The organism is Tepidibacter aestuarii, assembly GCF_934924865.1.
GTDB lineage: Bacteria > Bacillota > Clostridia > Peptostreptococcales > Peptostreptococcaceae > Tepidibacter_A > Tepidibacter_A aestuarii.
Genome location: NZ_OW235315.1, coordinates 2,727,792 through 2,745,262 on the forward strand (window position 1 = coordinate 2,727,792; position 17,471 = coordinate 2,745,262).

General features: G+C 28.2%; 14 protein-coding genes. 2 read left to right on the plus strand and 12 right to left on the minus strand.

The window, feature by feature from the left end; genetic code table 11:
- Nucleotides 1-27: 27 nt before the first annotated feature.
- The 11 genes from M2214_RS13425 to M2214_RS13475 form a co-directional block, all read right to left on the minus strand.
- Nucleotides 28-1,518 (minus strand): histidine kinase, encoded by a 1,491-nt coding sequence (locus tag M2214_RS13425; RefSeq protein ID WP_248479581.1) that lies wholly within the window; start codon nucleotides 1,516-1,518, stop codon nucleotides 28-30.
- A 274-nt stretch (nucleotides 1,519-1,792) separates the two neighbouring features.
- Nucleotides 1,793-2,884 carry a GerAB/ArcD/ProY family transporter gene (locus M2214_RS13430; RefSeq protein ID WP_248479583.1) on the minus strand — a complete coding sequence of 364 codons (1,092 nt, stop codon included), beginning with the start codon at nucleotides 2,882-2,884 and terminating at the stop codon, nucleotides 1,793-1,795.
- A 196-nt stretch (nucleotides 2,885-3,080) separates the two neighbouring features.
- A complete protein-coding gene (locus M2214_RS13435) occupies nucleotides 3,081-4,172 on the minus strand; it encodes a GerAB/ArcD/ProY family transporter (RefSeq protein WP_248479585.1) in 1,092 nt (363 codons plus the stop codon).
- Nucleotides 4,173-4,332: 160 nt separating this feature from the next.
- The gene (locus M2214_RS13440; protein WP_248479587.1) at nucleotides 4,333-4,950 is read right to left on the minus strand and encodes a HutD/Ves family protein; all 618 of its coding nucleotides are present in this window, start codon (nucleotides 4,948-4,950) and stop codon (nucleotides 4,333-4,335) included.
- An 89-nt stretch (nucleotides 4,951-5,039) separates the two neighbouring features.
- On the minus strand, nucleotides 5,040-5,579 hold the full coding sequence (locus M2214_RS13445) for a DUF5698 domain-containing protein (RefSeq protein ID WP_248479595.1): 540 nt from the start codon (nucleotides 5,577-5,579) through the stop codon (nucleotides 5,040-5,042).
- Nucleotides 5,580-6,119: 540 nt separating this feature from the next.
- Entirely contained in the window at nucleotides 6,120-7,646 is a 1,527-nt protein-coding gene (locus M2214_RS13450) for a glycine betaine ABC transporter substrate-binding protein (RefSeq protein ID WP_248479597.1), read from the minus strand.
- A gap of 41 nt (nucleotides 7,647-7,687) precedes the next feature.
- Nucleotides 7,688-8,800, minus strand: a complete 1,113-nt coding sequence (locus tag M2214_RS13455; protein ID WP_248479599.1) for an ABC transporter ATP-binding protein — start codon at nucleotides 8,798-8,800, stop codon at nucleotides 7,688-7,690.
- Nucleotides 8,801-9,307: 507 nt separating this feature from the next.
- Nucleotides 9,308-9,730: an aspartate carbamoyltransferase regulatory subunit gene (locus M2214_RS13460; protein WP_248479601.1), complete on the minus strand. Its 423-nt coding sequence runs from the start codon at nucleotides 9,728-9,730 to the stop codon at nucleotides 9,308-9,310.
- Nucleotides 9,723-10,643 (minus strand): aspartate carbamoyltransferase, encoded by a 921-nt coding sequence (gene pyrB / locus M2214_RS13465; RefSeq protein WP_248479603.1) that lies wholly within the window; start codon nucleotides 10,641-10,643, stop codon nucleotides 9,723-9,725. The genes M2214_RS13460 and pyrB overlap by 8 nt, the downstream gene beginning before the upstream one ends.
- Nucleotides 10,644-10,900: 257 nt before the next feature.
- Complete coding sequence (locus tag M2214_RS13470; protein WP_248479605.1) at nucleotides 10,901-11,968, minus strand: leucine-rich repeat domain-containing protein; 1,068 nt, start codon at nucleotides 11,966-11,968, stop codon at nucleotides 10,901-10,903.
- A 398-nt stretch (nucleotides 11,969-12,366) separates the two neighbouring features.
- Nucleotides 12,367-13,704, minus strand: a complete 1,338-nt coding sequence (locus M2214_RS13475) for a muramidase family protein (RefSeq protein ID WP_248479607.1) — start codon at nucleotides 13,702-13,704, stop codon at nucleotides 12,367-12,369.
- Nucleotides 13,705-13,846: 142 nt separating this feature from the next.
- Here M2214_RS13475 and M2214_RS13480 point away from each other — a divergent pair, with 142 nt between their 5' ends.
- On the plus strand, nucleotides 13,847-14,341 hold the full coding sequence (locus tag M2214_RS13480) for a GNAT family N-acetyltransferase (protein WP_248479609.1): 495 nt from the start codon (nucleotides 13,847-13,849) through the stop codon (nucleotides 14,339-14,341).
- A gap of 22 nt (nucleotides 14,342-14,363) precedes the next feature.
- On the opposite strand, the gene M2214_RS13485 is transcribed toward M2214_RS13480, so the two are convergent.
- Entirely contained in the window at nucleotides 14,364-16,028 is a 1,665-nt protein-coding gene (locus tag M2214_RS13485; protein WP_248479611.1) for a ribonuclease J, read from the minus strand.
- 231 nt (nucleotides 16,029-16,259) lie between these two features.
- Between M2214_RS13485 and M2214_RS13490 the strand changes: the two genes are divergently transcribed.
- Nucleotides 16,260-17,456 (plus strand): alanyl-tRNA editing protein, encoded by a 1,197-nt coding sequence (locus M2214_RS13490; RefSeq protein WP_248479613.1) that lies wholly within the window; start codon nucleotides 16,260-16,262, stop codon nucleotides 17,454-17,456.
- Nucleotides 17,457-17,471 lie beyond the last annotated feature (15 nt).

The following is a 17,471-nucleotide window of genomic DNA, read 5'->3' on the forward strand; positions in this document are numbered from 1 at the left end:
CTCCTATATAAGCTCTATAATATATTTTTAAATTAAACTTATTTTTACGCTCATACCTTTATTTAGCGAGCTACTTATTTCAAATTTACAATTATTTTCATAAAGTAATTGTAACTTAGAATAAACCATCATTAATCCACTCATTTCATATTTTTCATAATTATTAATCTTATTTTTAAGCTTATTTAAATCTTCTTCATTTAATCCTTCTCCATTATCGTTAATTTCAATTATTAAGTTATTTTTATATAATTTTAAAATAATATCTATTTTCATATCTTTTTTCATATTTTTAAATCCATGAGTAAAGCAGTTTTCTATAATTGGTTGCAAGCAATTGAATGGAATAGTTTTATTTTCTATGTTAGTTTTAATATAAAAATTCACTTCCAACTTGTGCCCAAATCTCAGCTCTTGCAAGCTAATATAATTTTGTAAATAGCTAATTTCATCTTTTAATTGAATAAAGTAGATTCGATTTTTTGAAGTATATTTCAACATTTTGGAAAGATTCATGATACTTTCATAGGTTTTTAAAGAATTTTCTTTTATAGCAAGACTTGCTATACTATTTAGCGTATTAAATAAAAAATGGTTATTAATCTTTATATCTAACATTTCATCTTTTAATGACTTTAATGATTCTTCTTCCTTGTTTTTTAAAATATAAGCATTCTCTATAGCTACACCCAATTTTTTTATTTGTTGAATTATAGCATTTAACGTCCCTTTTGGTGTAGTCTGTAAAGAATTAGGTAGTCCATCCGAAAAGCTTGAATCCGTATAGCCATAGTTGTCTAACTGAGTACTGCATGAAGATGTTCGAATATGTCCTCCTTTAATTGTTCCAATAATTTCATTGTTGAATATAATAGGCATAATGAATACGGTTAGTCCACAAGGACATACAAAAGCTGATAAATCTGTATGATTAGGTGATTCATATCCATTCTTAATTTTATAAATACAACAGTTTTCAATGCTTTTATCAACTGAACACTTAGATGTGCAAATTTCAGGATAGTTTCTACCTGATATAATAATATTTCCGTTTAAATCAAAAATAGAAATTGGTATTTTTAATGGTTCAGCTATTGTTTCATATATATTTTTTATCTCATCATTGATTTTTGTGATATCTTGATATGTTGTGTTTTTAGTAAGAATAGTACTCTTTTTTTGTAATAAATTTTGTTCATAATTAACAGGAACTGATATAACAAGTTGTTTTATAGGTTCATCTCCAGTATTTATTGTTTCATGAACAGATCCTGCTTCAATATGATAGATCAAACCTGAATTTATATTACTGATTTTATCTTCAATAAGCTGAATTCCTTTTCCAGATAATACATATATCACTTGTTCATTACCATAATGTATATGCCTATCTTGACGCTTATTTTGAAAAATTGTAGTTATTCCTACATTTATTATATTCATAGAATTGCTAGGATTAGGCTCATAAATCCACTCTATTTGTCCCCATTCAAAAGATTGTATATTTTTTATATTCAAAATACATTCACCTCGAAATTAATTTCTTTTATCTGCCTTAACAGTTTCTTATTTTATAATTCTATATCAAACCATTTTTTCCTATACTTAAAGCATGGACTTCTTATTTATTTTTATATAATTATTTCATGAAACCAAGATAAATTATATTAACTATTTTGACTTTTTATTGAATAGAATTCTAAAAGTCAAACTTATATAACTTGAGCCTATAGCTAAAGATTACTTTGTACTTTTAACTATAGGCTCAGAATACTTGTAACACACATATTTCTTATTTTAAATTATCTACTAATTGTTTCTTTTTTATTTCAGCTGCAATGAGTATAAGAATAGGTAAAATAACCTGAAACGGAAGAGCATACAAAGGATATATATCTAATGCGAATTTTGATTTTTCCATTATGCTATCATGAATAAAATAAGATAAATTAATTATCAATAACCCAATTGGAGTAACTAAAAATTTATAATCATTAAAACAAAGTATTTTAGCAATTCCATTACAAGTACTTAATAAACACATACTTACTTTTATAAATCCAGCAATTAAAAATGCACCAGCTATAACAATTTCAAAACCAGCAGATATGTCTCCTATTTCTAATAATCTAACAGATGCATATGACGGGAAGTACATATTTTTAGAAACAGCAACCCCTAACACTAAGATATCATTAACAGAAAGTACAAATAATACTACCCATCCTATTAATATCCCTAATGTATACACCTTGTAAGAAGCTTTTTTATCAAATGAAGAAAAAATTGTTGTAAATACAATTGTTTGAGTAAATGGAAATATAAATGCATGAAAAGAAGCTTCCATAACTATATTTAAATCTTCATTAAATAAAGGACGCAAATTATTTATGTTTATTTTATCAATTAATAATAAGAAAACTATTACTATCAAAACAATAATTATTATAAAAAAAAATTCGCTCCATTTAGCTATTACTTCAATTCCTTCCTTAACTATCCAAATACATAATACACCAGTAAATATCATTGGTATAATTTCAGGAGTCTCTGGAAGAGCAACTACATAAATAAAATCACCAAAAACTCTTAATACTAATCCACCTAAAAAGAATGAAAACCAAATAAATAATATACAGATTCCTTTACCAATATATTTGCCTAAAACAAGTTCAAGGATATCATACAAATCTTCATTAGGAAAAAGTGATTGAAGACGAGCATGTATTAATACTATAGGCAAAGCAGACAAAATTGATAAAATAAGAGCTACCCATATATCTTTTTTTGCTTCACCTGCTGTAGTCAGTATCATTGAACTTCCCATTATAAATAAACTTATAATGTATATCCTTTGCTTATTAGAAATAGCTTCTTTATTCATTAGTTGCTCCTCCAAATATTAGTTAACTATTATATATGTTTTCCAAATTAACTAAATTTATAGAAACTTTCTTGAAATATTGCAATAAAAATATATCATCTAAACACAAAAGAAGATAAATATACATTAATAAAAGCCATGAATAACCATGGCTTAATTCAAAATAATAAGTATCGTTAACCGAAATTTCATTATACTATTGTGCTTTAATTGACCGTTTATTCTTTATTTCAGCAATAATCCATATAAAAATAGGAAAAATAACTTGAAATGGGAAATGATAGTAAGGCCATACCTCTTTATTAAATTCATAATAATATGGTATGCTATCATATTGAAAATACGATAGATTAATTACTAATAAAGAAATAGGTATTATGATAAATCTATACTTTTTATATCCAAATACTTTAGTAATCCCTTTACATATACATAGCAATAGTATACTTATTTTAATAAAACCACCTAATATAAATGTAAGAAATACCATTACTTCTGCTCCTTGAAATAAATTACCCAACTCTGTTTTTGAAGCAGTAGCACGAGTGGGGTAATATACTCTTGTTGCAGCATCTACTCCTATAACTAAAATATTGATTATAGAAAGTATGCATAAAAATATTCCTCCTATCAATAACCCTAGTATATAAATTTTATAAGGAGATTTCTTTGTTTTAAAACTGAAAAAGCCCATAGTAAATACTACTGTTTGAACAAATGGAAAAGTAAATGCACTAAAAGCACCTTCTAAAACAGGTTTAAATCCTTCAGCTAATGTAGGTTTCATATTGTCCATATTCATATCTGGAGTCAACAATAGTATCATAATAAAAAAAGAAATAATAGGTATAGGCAATAAAAATTCTGCCCACCTTCCCAAAACTTCAATACCTTCTTTTATTCCCCAAGCACATAAAATACACAAGCTTATGATTGGTACGATTTGAGGAGTATTTTCTAAATTAACAATTCTAATAAACTGTCCATAGTTTACTAAAATATCAGAAGCAAAGAAAAATACAAACCATGTATATAGTAATATCATTATTTTCCCAATGAACTTTCCAAAACAAATTTCAAAAATATCAAACAAATCTTTATCTGGAAATATGTAGTGAATACGAGAATATATAATAACCATAGGGAATACCATAATCATTGCTAAAATAAAAGCTAACCAGGCATCTTGTTTAGCTTCAAGTCCCATTACAAATATAGAATTGGACCCTATTATAAACAAAGTTACAATTGATATCCCTTGTTTATCTGAAATTACTTCTTTATTCATTATCTATTCCTCCAAATTTAGATACTTATCATATTAATCATTTAGTTTAATACTGAATTATATAGTATGTTTCATATTTTTCCCCAATTGACCAAATTTATTAAAGAACTCTTGTTGAATTTCAAAAGCCACCTAATTTTAAACTCAGGTGGCTGTTAATCTAATTACTAAAATATATTATACTTCTAATAAATTTTGCATTTTTATCAAGTTTATTAATAATATTTACTTCTTTAGATTCTTCATCTTTTCCCATATAACTTAAAAGTAAATCTCCTTCACAAAGTGTCGCTTGTGAATCTATTTCTATACTAACATTCCCACTCACTACATACAAAACATTTGCTACATAATCATATTCTTGTTTATTAATATCAAATACGATTTTTTTAGAACTACACTCATCAACACACATATATTCTAAATCCCCTTCACAGTCATTCATCATAAGGTTAAAGTCTGTAACTCTTCCATAGCTCTTTGTCTTCCAATCACCACAAAATCTATCTTGCTCGAATTCTTTAAGCTTCACGCTATGATGACCTTCATGCTCTAAAAGTAATTCACCATCTAAAATCATTATTTTTCTCTTAATATTAGGTAGGTGAGTAAATACTGATTCATCAACATCAACCCTTGCAGAGCTTAGCCTCCACTTGAAATTAAGTTCCTTATACTCAGAATCATATGGATATATACACAATTGTGTTGTAGTCCCTCCAGACCACTCAGTTGTCTTGTGTTCACTTTTTCTTATAATTTTAATATTTTCCTCCATCCTAATTCCCCCTGTTTTGGTCGTATCATTATATAATTCTTTGGATAAAGGTATATCACCTTTATATTATGCATAGATATCAATATCTATTAATTCGTTTGAATACTTGTTGTGGTGATTTTACCATCTACTTTACTTAGATTCTTTATTTTTAGAGTTGGATTAGTAACACCGCATTCATTCAAAATAGTTTGAAACACTTTAAATTCATTTCTCTTTATTACGACTTCAACTTTATATCTTGCATCTCCGTTATTACCTCTAGCTAGAAAATTATTAACTGTATAACCTACCGCTCTAAGTTTTTCTGCTATTTCAATCATTTTATCTTTATTCTTCAAAAACAAATCTACTTCCAAAATACCAAGTGCTAAACGTTCTTCAATTTTTGATCCTATAAAAACTCCTACAGGTTTACCTAGTGCATATGCAACAGTAAAATGCATTCCTTCAGAACTAGTCACTTTATTAACTACCATTGCAAAAATCATAGCATCTATAAATACTAAAAAATAAACTGGATTCATAATTTTTTTTGATATTAATATAGATTTTAATGTTGCTAAAATATTGGTAAAAGACGTTATTAGAAATAAACCAATAAGTGAAAATATAACTTCTTTTGTCATAGTTGTACCTCCTTTTTTATTTTTATTTGTAAGTATCGCACAGCAAAGAAACTAATAATATATATTAGTAAATAATGAGTTATTCGAAAAAACACTATGATTAAAACCTAACCCTTTATACTAAATATGAATACTATGTAAACATATGGTAATCCATGTTATTATATTAAAACTCAAATGCAGTTAATTATACAATTTTTTCATTTAAATAATTTACATTGGAAATTTAAAATAGAATAAATCAGATTTAATAATTCGAATATTTTAAGAATCCTTAACATAAAACAATTCTATATTATTTTTTATGTTAAGAATAAAATGAAAAGTATCTTAATAATAATTTTAGAACTAACGATAAGATTATTTTGAAAAATTATTTATACTTATACTCTGTTTCGCCGCAACAACAGAACAACTTTTCTAGTATATCACTAAAACCAAGATAAAGTCAATAAAAAAACACACTTATTAAAATATTAGCTTTTATAGCCTTATTTTAATAAGCGTGATTACTGGTATTCATACCCAATAGGAATAAATTTATTTAATTAAATTTTTATCCTTTAAAAAATCTGTAGCTATTACATTTAAATCTTCTTTTTTAACATCTGCTCTATAATTTAGTTTTTGCATTTCTTCATCGCTTAATATATTTTCTAAATTATTTAAAAGAGGTGTAAGCTCTTTATATTCTTTTAAAGTTTCATTATGAACTAGTGGAGCTGCATAATACGGTGGGAAGTAGCCTTTATCATCCTCTAATACCTTAAGTCCTAACTCCTTTAGTTTTCCATCAGTTGCAAAAGCATTTATAACGTCTACTTTATTCTCATCTATAGCATTATATAAAAGACCTGGTTCTAAAGCCTTAATATCCTTAAAGTCAAATCCATAAAGCTCTTTTAATCCACGATACCCATCCGGTCTTTCTAGCATTTCAACTGTAGATCCAAATCTTAACTTGTCTGAAAGATTAGCTAAATCAGAAAAACTATTTATATTATATTTCTCAGCTAATTCTTCTTTAACAGTCATAGTGAATGTATTGTTAAATCCTAGTGATTTAAACCACTTCAGGTTATATTTATCATTAAACTCTTTCTTAACTATATTATATACTTCATCAGATGAAGGTATATCCCCTTCTTTTTTAAGTATACTAACATACCCTGTTCCTGTATACTCTACATACATATCTATTTCTTTAGATTCCAAAGCCTTAAATGCTGGGAATGTTCCACCAAGCTCTATAACATCTGTTTCTAAATCAGTGTTATTTTCAATATATACAGATAACAACTCTCCCATAATCCTTGCTTCTGTAAAGTTTTTAGTCCCGATTGTTATAACATCGTCTTTTTTATTTATTCTAGCATAAAATATAGAACCTATTAATATTACAGGTATCATAGTAAATATCAGAGCTTTTTTCATAACAGTTTTATTAGTTATCATATGACCAACAGCTCTAACAGGTAATTTGTTTTCTACAATCCCTAATATAAAGTCTACACATAAAGCAAGTACAGTAGTAGGAATAGCTCCTGCTAATATCATTCCTGTATCACTCATAGATATTCCTTTGAATATGAAATCCCCTAATCCACCTGCTCCTATAAGTGATGCAATTGTTGCTGTACCTATATTAATAACTGTTGCAACCCTAATCCCTCCCATAATTATAGGAAATGCAAGTGGCAAAGTAACCATTAGAAGAATCTGTCTTGAAGTCATCCCCATACCTTTTGCAGATTCTTTAACCGCTCTATCAACACTATTAATACCTATATATGTATTTTTTATAATAGGAAGTAATGCATATAAAAACAATACTAAAACAGCAGGTCTATATCCTATTCCGCCTATAATAGGTATTGGGATTATAAATCCGAATAAAGCAAGACTTGGTATAGTCTGAAATATATTAGCAGCTCCTAATATCATACTTCCATACTTCTCACTTTTTGAAACTATAATGCCTAAAGGTACACCTACAATAACCGCAAATAAAACTGCTATTAAGGTTATTTCCATATGTTCAACTAACTTTTGTATAATTAGCCCCATATTATTTATCATATAATTAAACAACTAATCTCAACCCCTTTTTAATCTATATTTATTAAATCAGATATAACATTAAGTAGTGAACTCTTAGTTATTACCCCTTTAACTACATTTTCTTTGTTGGTAACAGGAAGGAATCTTACATGCTTTTTCTTCATAATATCTATAACCTCAACTAAATTTAAATCTTCATTAATAGGTTCAACACTAGTATTCTTTATATCCTTCATCTTCACACTAGAATCTGTATTAATAAACTCTTTTCTTGTTACATAACCTTGATAATTATTTTCCTTATCTATAACTATTAAAAATTCAACTTGTCTTTCCTTCATTCTCTCTATAGCCTGTACTATACTTCTTCCAGTAAATACCTTTGGATAATCCTTTATCATTATATCCTTAGAAGATAACATTTCTGGTTGTCTCCATAGACGATCCTTGCCAACAAAATTTTCTACAAATTCGTTTGCAGGATTAATTAGTATTTCCTCTGGTGATGCGTATTGTACAACCTTTGAATCATTCATAACAGCTATTTTATCTGCAAGCTTTATAGCCTCATCCATATCATGAGATACTAGTACAATAGTCTTCCCTAGTTCCTCTTGAAGTCTAACCATTTCATCTTGAAGCTGCTCTCTTGTTATAGGATCAAGTGCCGAAAAAGGCTCGTCCATAAGTATTATATCTGGATTCACAGCAAGAGCTCTAGCAATACCTACCCTTTGCTGCTGTCCTCCACTTAATTCATGCGGATATCTATCATAATATTCATTAGCAGGAAGCCCTACTAAATCAAGTAATTCTCTAGCTCTTTCATGTCTTTTCTTTTCTTCCCATTTTTTAAGAAGAGGAACTAACTCTATATTTTCTCCAACAGTCATATGAGGAAATAGGCCCACTCTTTGTATTACATAACCTATATTTCTACGAAGTTCCGTAGACTTAACCTTAGATATATCTTTTCCATTTATGTATATTTTCCCCTCAGTAGGTTCTATAAGTTTATTAATCATTTTCATTGTTGTAGTTTTACCACATCCACTCTCTCCAATGAATACAACAAACTCTCCTTCTTTTATTTCTAAATTTAAATTATTGATTACTACACTTTTATCAAAAGATTTTTTTATATTTTCGAATTTAATCAATCTTTCTACCCCCTTTTTTATGCATAATAAAAAGTGCAAAATAATTATATCTGCACAAATAGATATTTTGTGTTTTTTATTGAAAATATAGATTTTTTAATATCTGAAATTTGAGATTTATGAAACTAGATATAAAAATATGCTAGAACTGAGATGTGTATTATAAGAATTAAATAAAAAATTCGTCTAATTGCTACGCACTGACTCATATCGCCAACGATACCTACGGGCTCCGTTGCTCAAAATAGTTGCAAGTGCAGATATTCAATCAATGTTATCCACAGATTCAAAACTATATAATTTCCTATAAAAAAATAATAGTATTTTTTTTGCAACAACTTTACTATATCATATAAGTTGTAACCTGTAAAATTTTTTAAATTTTAATTTCATGTTCTCCTTGACAAATACAAATAATGAATCTCAAATATATTAAAAATAAGGCTCATAAAAATGATTTTGCTTAAAATCATTTTTATGAGCCTTATTTTTAATATATAGTATTAATTACAAAGATGTTCTACTTTCGCAGTACTCACATTTATACTCTTTCTTTTCCTCATTGACCAATATAAACTCAACTTCATCTATATTCTCAACAGTAGTTATACATCTTGGATTTTTACATTTAAATATTCCTTTTACCTTTTCAGGAATTGAAAGCTTTATTTTTTCTTTTATTTTCTCATCCTCTATTACATTAACAGTTATATTAGGATCTATTATCCCAAGTACTGTAAAGTCTATATTTATTTCATTCTCAATTTTTATTATATCTTTTTTATCCATGGCCTTTGAACTTACATTTTTTAAAAGTGCAACTGAGTAATCAGCCTTATGAAGTCCTAATTGTTTAAATATCTTATATCCACATCCAGCCTTTATATGATCTATTACTATGCCTTTTTTTATACTATTTATATTAAGCATCTACATCAACCCCCAATAACTTCATAATTAAAGCCATTCTAACAAACATTCCGTATCTAGCCTGTTCAAAATACACAGCTCTAGGGTCATCATCTACTTCAGTTGATATTTCATTTACTCTTGGAAGTGGATGAAGTACAAGCATATCTTCTTTTGCATTTTTTAATTTATCTTTTGTAAGTATATAGCTGTCTTTAAGTCTTAGATATTCTTCTTCACTTACAAATCTCTCTCTTTGTACCCTAGTCATATAAAGTATGTCAACCTTGTCTATTACTTCTTCTAAGCTTGAAGTTTCGTAGTAGTTTCCCTGTATTTCTTCTTTTATATAGTCTGGAATCTTAAGTTCAGATGGGGATATGAATATAAACTTTGTGTTTTGATATCTAGCCATGGCCTTAACTAACGAATGTACAGTACGGCCAAACTTTAAGTCTCCACAAAGCCCTATAGTAAGATTATTTAAATCTTTTTTCAAAGATTTTATAGTAAGTAAATCAGTAAGAGTTTGGGTAGGATGTTGATGTCCTCCATCACCTGCATTTATTACAGGTATATTTGAGTATTTAGATGCAAGGTAGGCACTACCTTCCTTTGGATGTCTCATAGCTATTATGTCAGCATAGCACCCAACAGTTCTTATAGTGTCAGCAAGTGATTCTCCCTTTGATACAGAAGATGAACCCGGCTCAGAAAAACCTACTAAACTTCCACCTAGCCTAAGCATAGCAGCTTCAAAGCTGAACCTAGTTCTAGTAGATGGCTCATAAAATAATGTAGATAATAACTTCCCTTTACAAACATCAGTATACTTCTCAGGGTTTTGGATTATTTTTTCACCAAGACTTAATACTGAGTCTAACTCTCCTAGTGAAAAATCATTAGGTTGGATTAAATTTCTTCCTTTTAACATAATATTACCTCCTTTACAGCCTCTCTGGACTACTTTAAAAGATTTTTTTGTATATTAAAAAATGCCTTTCTATATAGAAAGGCATAATTACAGACATACTCATATAAATACGCAATTAAATGCATATTTAATATTTATCCATATTTATAACCTTCCCAGCCTCTCTGGACCAGTATTAAAGATTTGTTTTTATTAATAATTATCGTACCATTATACATATTGTATGTCAATATATTTTATAAGTTTATATATGGATATTATTTCATTTCAACTTCAATTCCTTTATCCTTTAGTTTTTGTATAAATGCATACTTTTTTTGTATATTGCAATCATCTATGCTTACTTTCTTCAAATTTTTAAGTTCGAACACTTTAGATACATCAAGTGGATAAATCCTATTTAAATAAAGTTCTTCAAGACTTTCAAATTTCTCTATACCATCAAAAGTAACTATTTGGGAACTTCCAAGATATAGCTCGTTTATATTTTCAACTGGTTTTATACAATTCAAATCTTTCGTATATTCTATCCCCCTAATATGCAGTTTTTTTAAGTTTTGAAAGTTTTTTAAATTATACAGTTTACCATATCTAGGATGTGAAATATTCAAGCCTTCTATATTATTAATTTCAGGTATAGATTTCAAATCATTCAAATCCATATACCATAATCCTAACTCCTTGAGACTCTCATTTTTCGCCAAAGGAGAAAAATCATTTATTCTATAAGCATCAGAAATATTTAGTTCTTTTAAATTAGTAAAATACTCTACCCCCTCTATACTGTTTATATCTGCTGACCCATGTATCATCAGCTTTTCAATGTTCTCCAAATCATGAGGTTCTATCTTTCCTTTTATATCATATTCTTTCGATATATATCTCCTAAAATTTATATCCTTTATTATATTGTTTGATTTAATATAATAGTCCGTATAAAAGAATAATATTAATATAAATAGCATAATACCACATAAAATTCTTATGTGTTTATCAAGATTTTTTTTATATAAATAAATTAGGTAAACTCCTAATATACTCAACAAGATTATATAATTAGGTATATATATTGAAAATCTAAACAGCATACAATTAAATATCATAATCATTGGAATACTGCACCTTATAAATATCTTCCTCCATATATCTTCTCTTGGTTCTTTCATAAGTTCACTTATAATAGATCCTACCATAAGACCAGCCCAAACACCTGAGAATTTACCATCTGATGATAAATTCATATAAAATAATTGAATAATCATATACACTATCATAATCAACATAATCAAGCATAACTCTTTTTTACTGGTTTTAATATTATCCATAACCTTCCCCCTAATTATATAAACCTTATATTTATATAATATCATCTTTTACTTTTTTTACCATAAGTCTTGTTTATTATATTCTTTAATTTTTCAATATGATTTTAGATTTTTTGATAAATGATTAAGCTCGTTTAATATTTAAGAACTCCACTAAAAAATAAAGGGAATTAAAATGTTAGCCCATGATTTAAATATTTTTGTATAAAACTTGTATTACAGTGTTTGAATATCTGTTAAGAAAGTTCGTTGTTTGACCGTTAGGGAGTTTAGAACTTTTAAGATATTCAATAAGATGTAATAGTTAGTTTTATTAAAAATATTTAATACATGAGCGGTATTTTAATTCCCTTTATTTTGGGTTCAGCACATAAATTCGATTATTTTTGTAATATTTATTATTCTAATCCAGCTGCTATCCTAACCTTTTCCTGATGATACTCGTCTACCAGTCCATCTTTATGTCTAGTACTATTTAAAAAATGTATATCAAAATGCCCTTCAAAATTATTATCCGTTATATACTGTACACTATGAGGCATAAATGACATTGATGCTGCAATTCTTCTTCCATCTACTTCAACTAAAACAGCTCTAGTATTCCACGAATATCCTCCCCAGACTTGCTTTGCTATATCCGTATCATTACTTGTCAATGGTTCACAGTCGGCATGATTTGCTCCTATAGTTCTTTTTACCATAAAAGATTTTCCAGTTTCTATATCCGTAACTTTAGCTACATCGTTAATCGCCATTATATACTGTGCCTCAGTCCACCAATCTAGATATTCTCCATACTGACTTCCCATTGTTTCTTTTATAGGTATGTTGTGAACCGGAACTCTCAATTCTTGCCCTATACTAAGTTGACTATTTGCTGTTAAGTTATTCGCATCTAGTAATTCCTGCATAGGAATTCCATTGTCAATACTTATGCTCCAAGTAGTTTCACCAGATTGAACCTTATGAGTTTTATATGTTATCGTTGGTTCTTTAGATTCTACATTCCCTTTAAGATAAATCGTTTGACCTTCATATATATTATCTGAAGATAAGTTATTTATGCTCTTTAAAGAAGCTACTGATACATTGAACATTTGAGATATTTTCCACAGAGTATCTCCTTTTTTAACTATGTATTTAGTAGTATCAACACTTTTATTTTCTTGATTTATTATAAGTTTTTGACCTATATATAGGTTATCATTAGTTAGATTATTATCTTTTTTTATTTTATCAATAGTTGTATTATATGTTTGAGATAACTTATACAATGTATCGCCTGATTTTACTACATAAACATTATTAGATGGTATCTTTAAATTTTGATCAACATATATAGTATCACTAGTTAAATTATTTACAGATTTTATTTCACTAATAGACACATTAAATTTATTAGCAATAGACCATAAACTATCTCCGCTTTGAACCTTATAGTCTATAAAAGAGTTTTGATTTATACTTGATTGATTAGTAGCTGCGAATACTTGTGTACTTGGAACAGCAAATGATGTGATCAACATAGAACCTAGCATAACTTTACACATAGCTATTTTAAGATTAGGAAACTGAGTCTTTATATATTGTTGTACTTGATCTATAAAATTAGAATTTTCATTTTCTCTTATTTTATCTAGCTCATCTGCAAACTCTGTATTAATATTATTTAAGTATATTACTAATAGATACTCTCCATTTTCTTGTTTTAGCTTATAGTTTTTAATAAAATCCATTTTATTCACCTCTGTATATGATAATATTTTTATTATTATCAATTTGGCAGGGTTTATACACAACATATATCCTTGCAAGTCCATATCCTTATTTGCTATACTACATATAATAAATTTTGATCGATAAGGAGACCTTTTTATTATGAGAAAAGCCACTTTAAATGATTTAGATAATATTATGGATATAATAAAAGAAACTGTAAAAGATATGAATTCATCTAACAACTATCAGTGGGATGATAATTACCCCAACAACAATACCTTTAAAAATGATATAAACAATAACACTCTATATATAAAAGAAATTGGCGGCAATATAGCTGGATTTATATGTGTTGACTACAACGAAACAAAAGAATACGATGAACTAGATTGGTCTTTAAATGAAAAGGCTGCTGTTATTCATAGGATGGCTGTTAATCCTAAATTCAGAAGAAGAGGTATAGGTACTAAGTTGATAAACTTTGCAAAAGAAATAGCTGTAGATAAAAATATAAATCATATAAAAACTGATACTCATTCATCAAATGATAAAATGGATAATCTATTTAGAAAATGCGGATTTAATCCTGTAGGTAAAGTTCAATTTGAAGGAAAAGAAGATACTTTTATATGTTATGAAAATGTACTAAAATAGCCTATTTAAAATAGGCTATTTTTTAGATTTCCATTATTATAGGTATTACATAAGGTCTTCTCTTTGTCTTTTCGTATAAATATCTCTCTATTGATTTTTTCATATTTCTCTTAAGAGCATACCACTCTGTTATATTGTTTTCTAAGCATCTATCTAGTTCTTGAGCTGCAATTTCTTTAACTGAATTTATTAATTCCTCAGATTCTTTAACGTATACAAATCCCCTACTTATTATATCAGGTCCTGCTATTACGCTATAAGTCTCTTTCTCTATTGTGACCACTATATTCATCATTCCATCTTGAGCTAGATTTCTTCTATCTCTAAGAACTATGTTACCTACATCTCCTACTCCTAAACCATCTACGAATACACTTCCAGTTCTAACTTTGTCACCTTTTTCAGCTTTATCCTTTGATAGCTTCAAAACATCTCCTGTTTCTAATGTAAATATATCATTTCTGTTCATTCCAAGTTTATTTGCAAGATTTGCATGATGTTTTAAATGTCTGTATTCTCCATGAACAGGCATAAAGTACTTAGGTGTAGTCAAAGAATGCATAAGCTTTAATTCTTCTTGGAATGCATGTCCAGATACATGAACATCCTCTAAATCCTTGTATATAACCTCTACATTTTTTCTGTATAATTCATTTATAACTTTAGATATAAGCTTATCATTCCCTGGTATTGGAGATGCTGATACTATATATAAATCATCTGGTTTTATCTTTATCTGTCTGTGATTAGAAAAAGCTATTCTAGAAAGACCCGCCATAGGTTCTCCTTGACTTCCAGTTGTTATTATAGTTATATTCTTGTCTTCATAATCATCTATTTCATCTACATCTATTATATATTCATCTGGTATATGAAGATATCCTAAATCTCTTGCTACCTGAGATATATTGACCATACTTCTTCCACTAAATGCTACCTTCCTATTATATCTTATAGATGCATTTATTATTTGCTGCATTCTATGAACATTGGACGCAAATGTAGCTACTATAACCCTTCCTCTTGCACGTCTTAGGACTCTTATTAAGGTTTCTCCTATTGATTTTTCTGATAGTGTATGTCCTTTTCTCTCTACATTTGTACTATCTGCCATAAGAAGAAGTATACCCTCATTTCCTAACTCAGCAATCCTTTTTAGGTCCATAGGAAGGTAATCTATAGGTGTATAATCTATCTTAAAATCTCCTGTATGAAGTATAGTTCCAACAGGAGTATGAATAGCTATACTACAAGAATCTGCTATACTGTGAGTAGCCCTTATAAATTCCATTTTAAAATGATTCAGTTCTACAACATCTGAAGCATTAACTGGATTAAGTGTACAGCTTGATAGCAAATTGTGTTCTTTTAGTTTATTCTCTATAATTCCAAGCGTTAGCTTAGTTCCGTAAAGTGGAACATTGAGCTGTTTTAGTATATACGGTATAGCTCCTATATGATCCTCATGCCCATGAGTTATAAATATTCCCTTTACCTTATCTTCATTTTTTAATAAGTAGCTTATATCCGGAATTATCATATCAACTCCGTACATATCCTCATCTGGAAAAGCTATACCACAGTCTATAACTACAATCTCATCTTCATATTCAAATGCAGTAATATTTTTTCCAATCTCTCCAAGTCCTCCTAGAGGAATTACTTTTACGCATTTTTCATTTTCCATTTATTATCCTCCTTTTTAAATTGCTTAATACTATAAGTTTTCCTTATAAAAAAGTCTTTATACTAAAAATTTCAAAAGAATACTTTTTTGAAATTCATCTATCATTTTCATACCTTACTAAATTCAAAAATATGTATCTTAAAATACTAACACTTGCTTTTAATTGTTATCTTATTGTTGAAAATATATACTTATAGTACAATGATATCTATATACTAAGGAGGGATTATATTGGAAAAACTTTTTTATGAAGATCAATACCAGAAATCTTTTACTGCAACTATACTGGATGTAATCGAGAAAGAAGGTAAATCTCATATAGAGCTAGACAGAACCTGCTTTTATCCAGAAGGAGGAGGCCAGCCTAGTGATACAGGATTTATCGAAGATGCCAAAATAACTTATGTATACGAAGAAGACAATCATATATACCATGTTGCTGATAAAAAACCTAATAAAAAGAATAAGGTCAAATGTTCAATAGATTGGGGTAGACGATTTGATCATATGCAGCAGCATCTAGGACAGCATATTCTATCAGCTTCTTTTGTAGAATTATTCAATGCACCTACTGTTGGATTTCATCTAGGGAAAAATTATTGTACAGTAGATATTCAAAAGTTTTTGGACAAGTCTCAAATAGAAAAAGTTGAAAAGCTTGCAAATGATATAATACTTCAAAATATACTATTAGAGTTTTTATACCCTACTAGATCAGAGCTAAAAAAAATGAATATAAGAAAGATGCCTTCAAATTTAGATGGCCAAATAAGAATAGTTAAAATCGATGATCTTGATGTCAATGCATGTTGTGGAATTCATCCAAGTTCTACTATTGAGGTTCAAGTTATAAAGATAACTAAATGGGAAAAATACAAGGATTGTACGAGAATAGAGTTTTTATGTGGAAATCGTGCTATACGAGATTACTTTAACAAAAGCGAGTTTACATCTACTGTATGCTCCTCTTTGACTTGTGATACTGAGGCTGCTTTAATTCAAATAGAAAAGTTGACTAAAGAACTAAAAAAGACTTTATCTGAAAATAATAAATTAAAATCTAAAATAGCAGATTACGAAATAGAAGATATGCTTAGAAACTGTGAAGATACTAAGGGAATAAAAATCATAAAGAAAGTTTACGACAATGAAAGTGTAAAAACTGTAAATCTTATAGGTTCTAAACTGACTTCTTTTGATAATGTTGTTGCTCTGCTTGGAGTTAAAGGAGAGGATAAGTCAAACTTATTATTTATGAAATCCAAGAATATAAAAAATAGTAATATGAATGAATTGTTAAAAGATGCGATTACACTTATCGATGGTAGAGGTGGGGGAAATGAATTTTCTGCTCAAGGTGGGGGAAAGCAAGGTAATAATATAGATTCAGCTCTTGATTATGCTTATATGAAGATTTTAAATGCATAGTGATCTATCTAAGTT

Excerpts from the sequence above, each read along its gene's own strand:
- M2214_RS13435 (WP_248479585.1), bottom strand. The coding sequence starts at position 4,172 with ATGAATAAAGAAGTAATTTCAGATAAACAAGGGATATCAATTGTAACT.
- M2214_RS13485 (WP_248479611.1), bottom strand. The coding sequence starts at position 16,028 with ATGGAAAATGAAAAATGCGTAAAAGTAATTCCTCTAGGAGGACTTGGA.
- M2214_RS13450 (WP_248479597.1), bottom strand. The coding sequence starts at position 7,646 with ATGGGGCTAATTATACAAAAGTTAGTTGAACATATGGAAATAACCTTA.
- M2214_RS13475 (WP_248479607.1), bottom strand. The coding sequence starts at position 13,704 with ATGGATTTTATTAAAAACTATAAGCTAAAACAAGAAAATGGAGAGTAT.
- M2214_RS13440 (WP_248479587.1), bottom strand. The coding sequence starts at position 4,950 with ATGGAGGAAAATATTAAAATTATAAGAAAAAGTGAACACAAGACAACT.
- pyrB (WP_248479603.1), bottom strand. The coding sequence starts at position 10,643 with ATGTTAAAAGGAAGAAATTTAATCCAACCTAATGATTTTTCACTAGGA.
- M2214_RS13430 (WP_248479583.1), bottom strand. The coding sequence starts at position 2,884 with ATGAATAAAGAAGCTATTTCTAATAAGCAAAGGATATACATTATAAGT.
- M2214_RS13460 (WP_248479601.1), bottom strand. The coding sequence starts at position 9,730 with ATGCTTAATATAAATAGTATAAAAAAAGGCATAGTAATAGATCATATA.
- M2214_RS13445 (WP_248479595.1), bottom strand. The coding sequence starts at position 5,579 with ATGACAAAAGAAGTTATATTTTCACTTATTGGTTTATTTCTAATAACG.
- M2214_RS13470 (WP_248479605.1), bottom strand. The coding sequence starts at position 11,968 with ATGGATAATATTAAAACCAGTAAAAAAGAGTTATGCTTGATTATGTTG.
- M2214_RS13480 (WP_248479609.1), top strand. The coding sequence starts at position 13,847 with ATGAGAAAAGCCACTTTAAATGATTTAGATAATATTATGGATATAATA.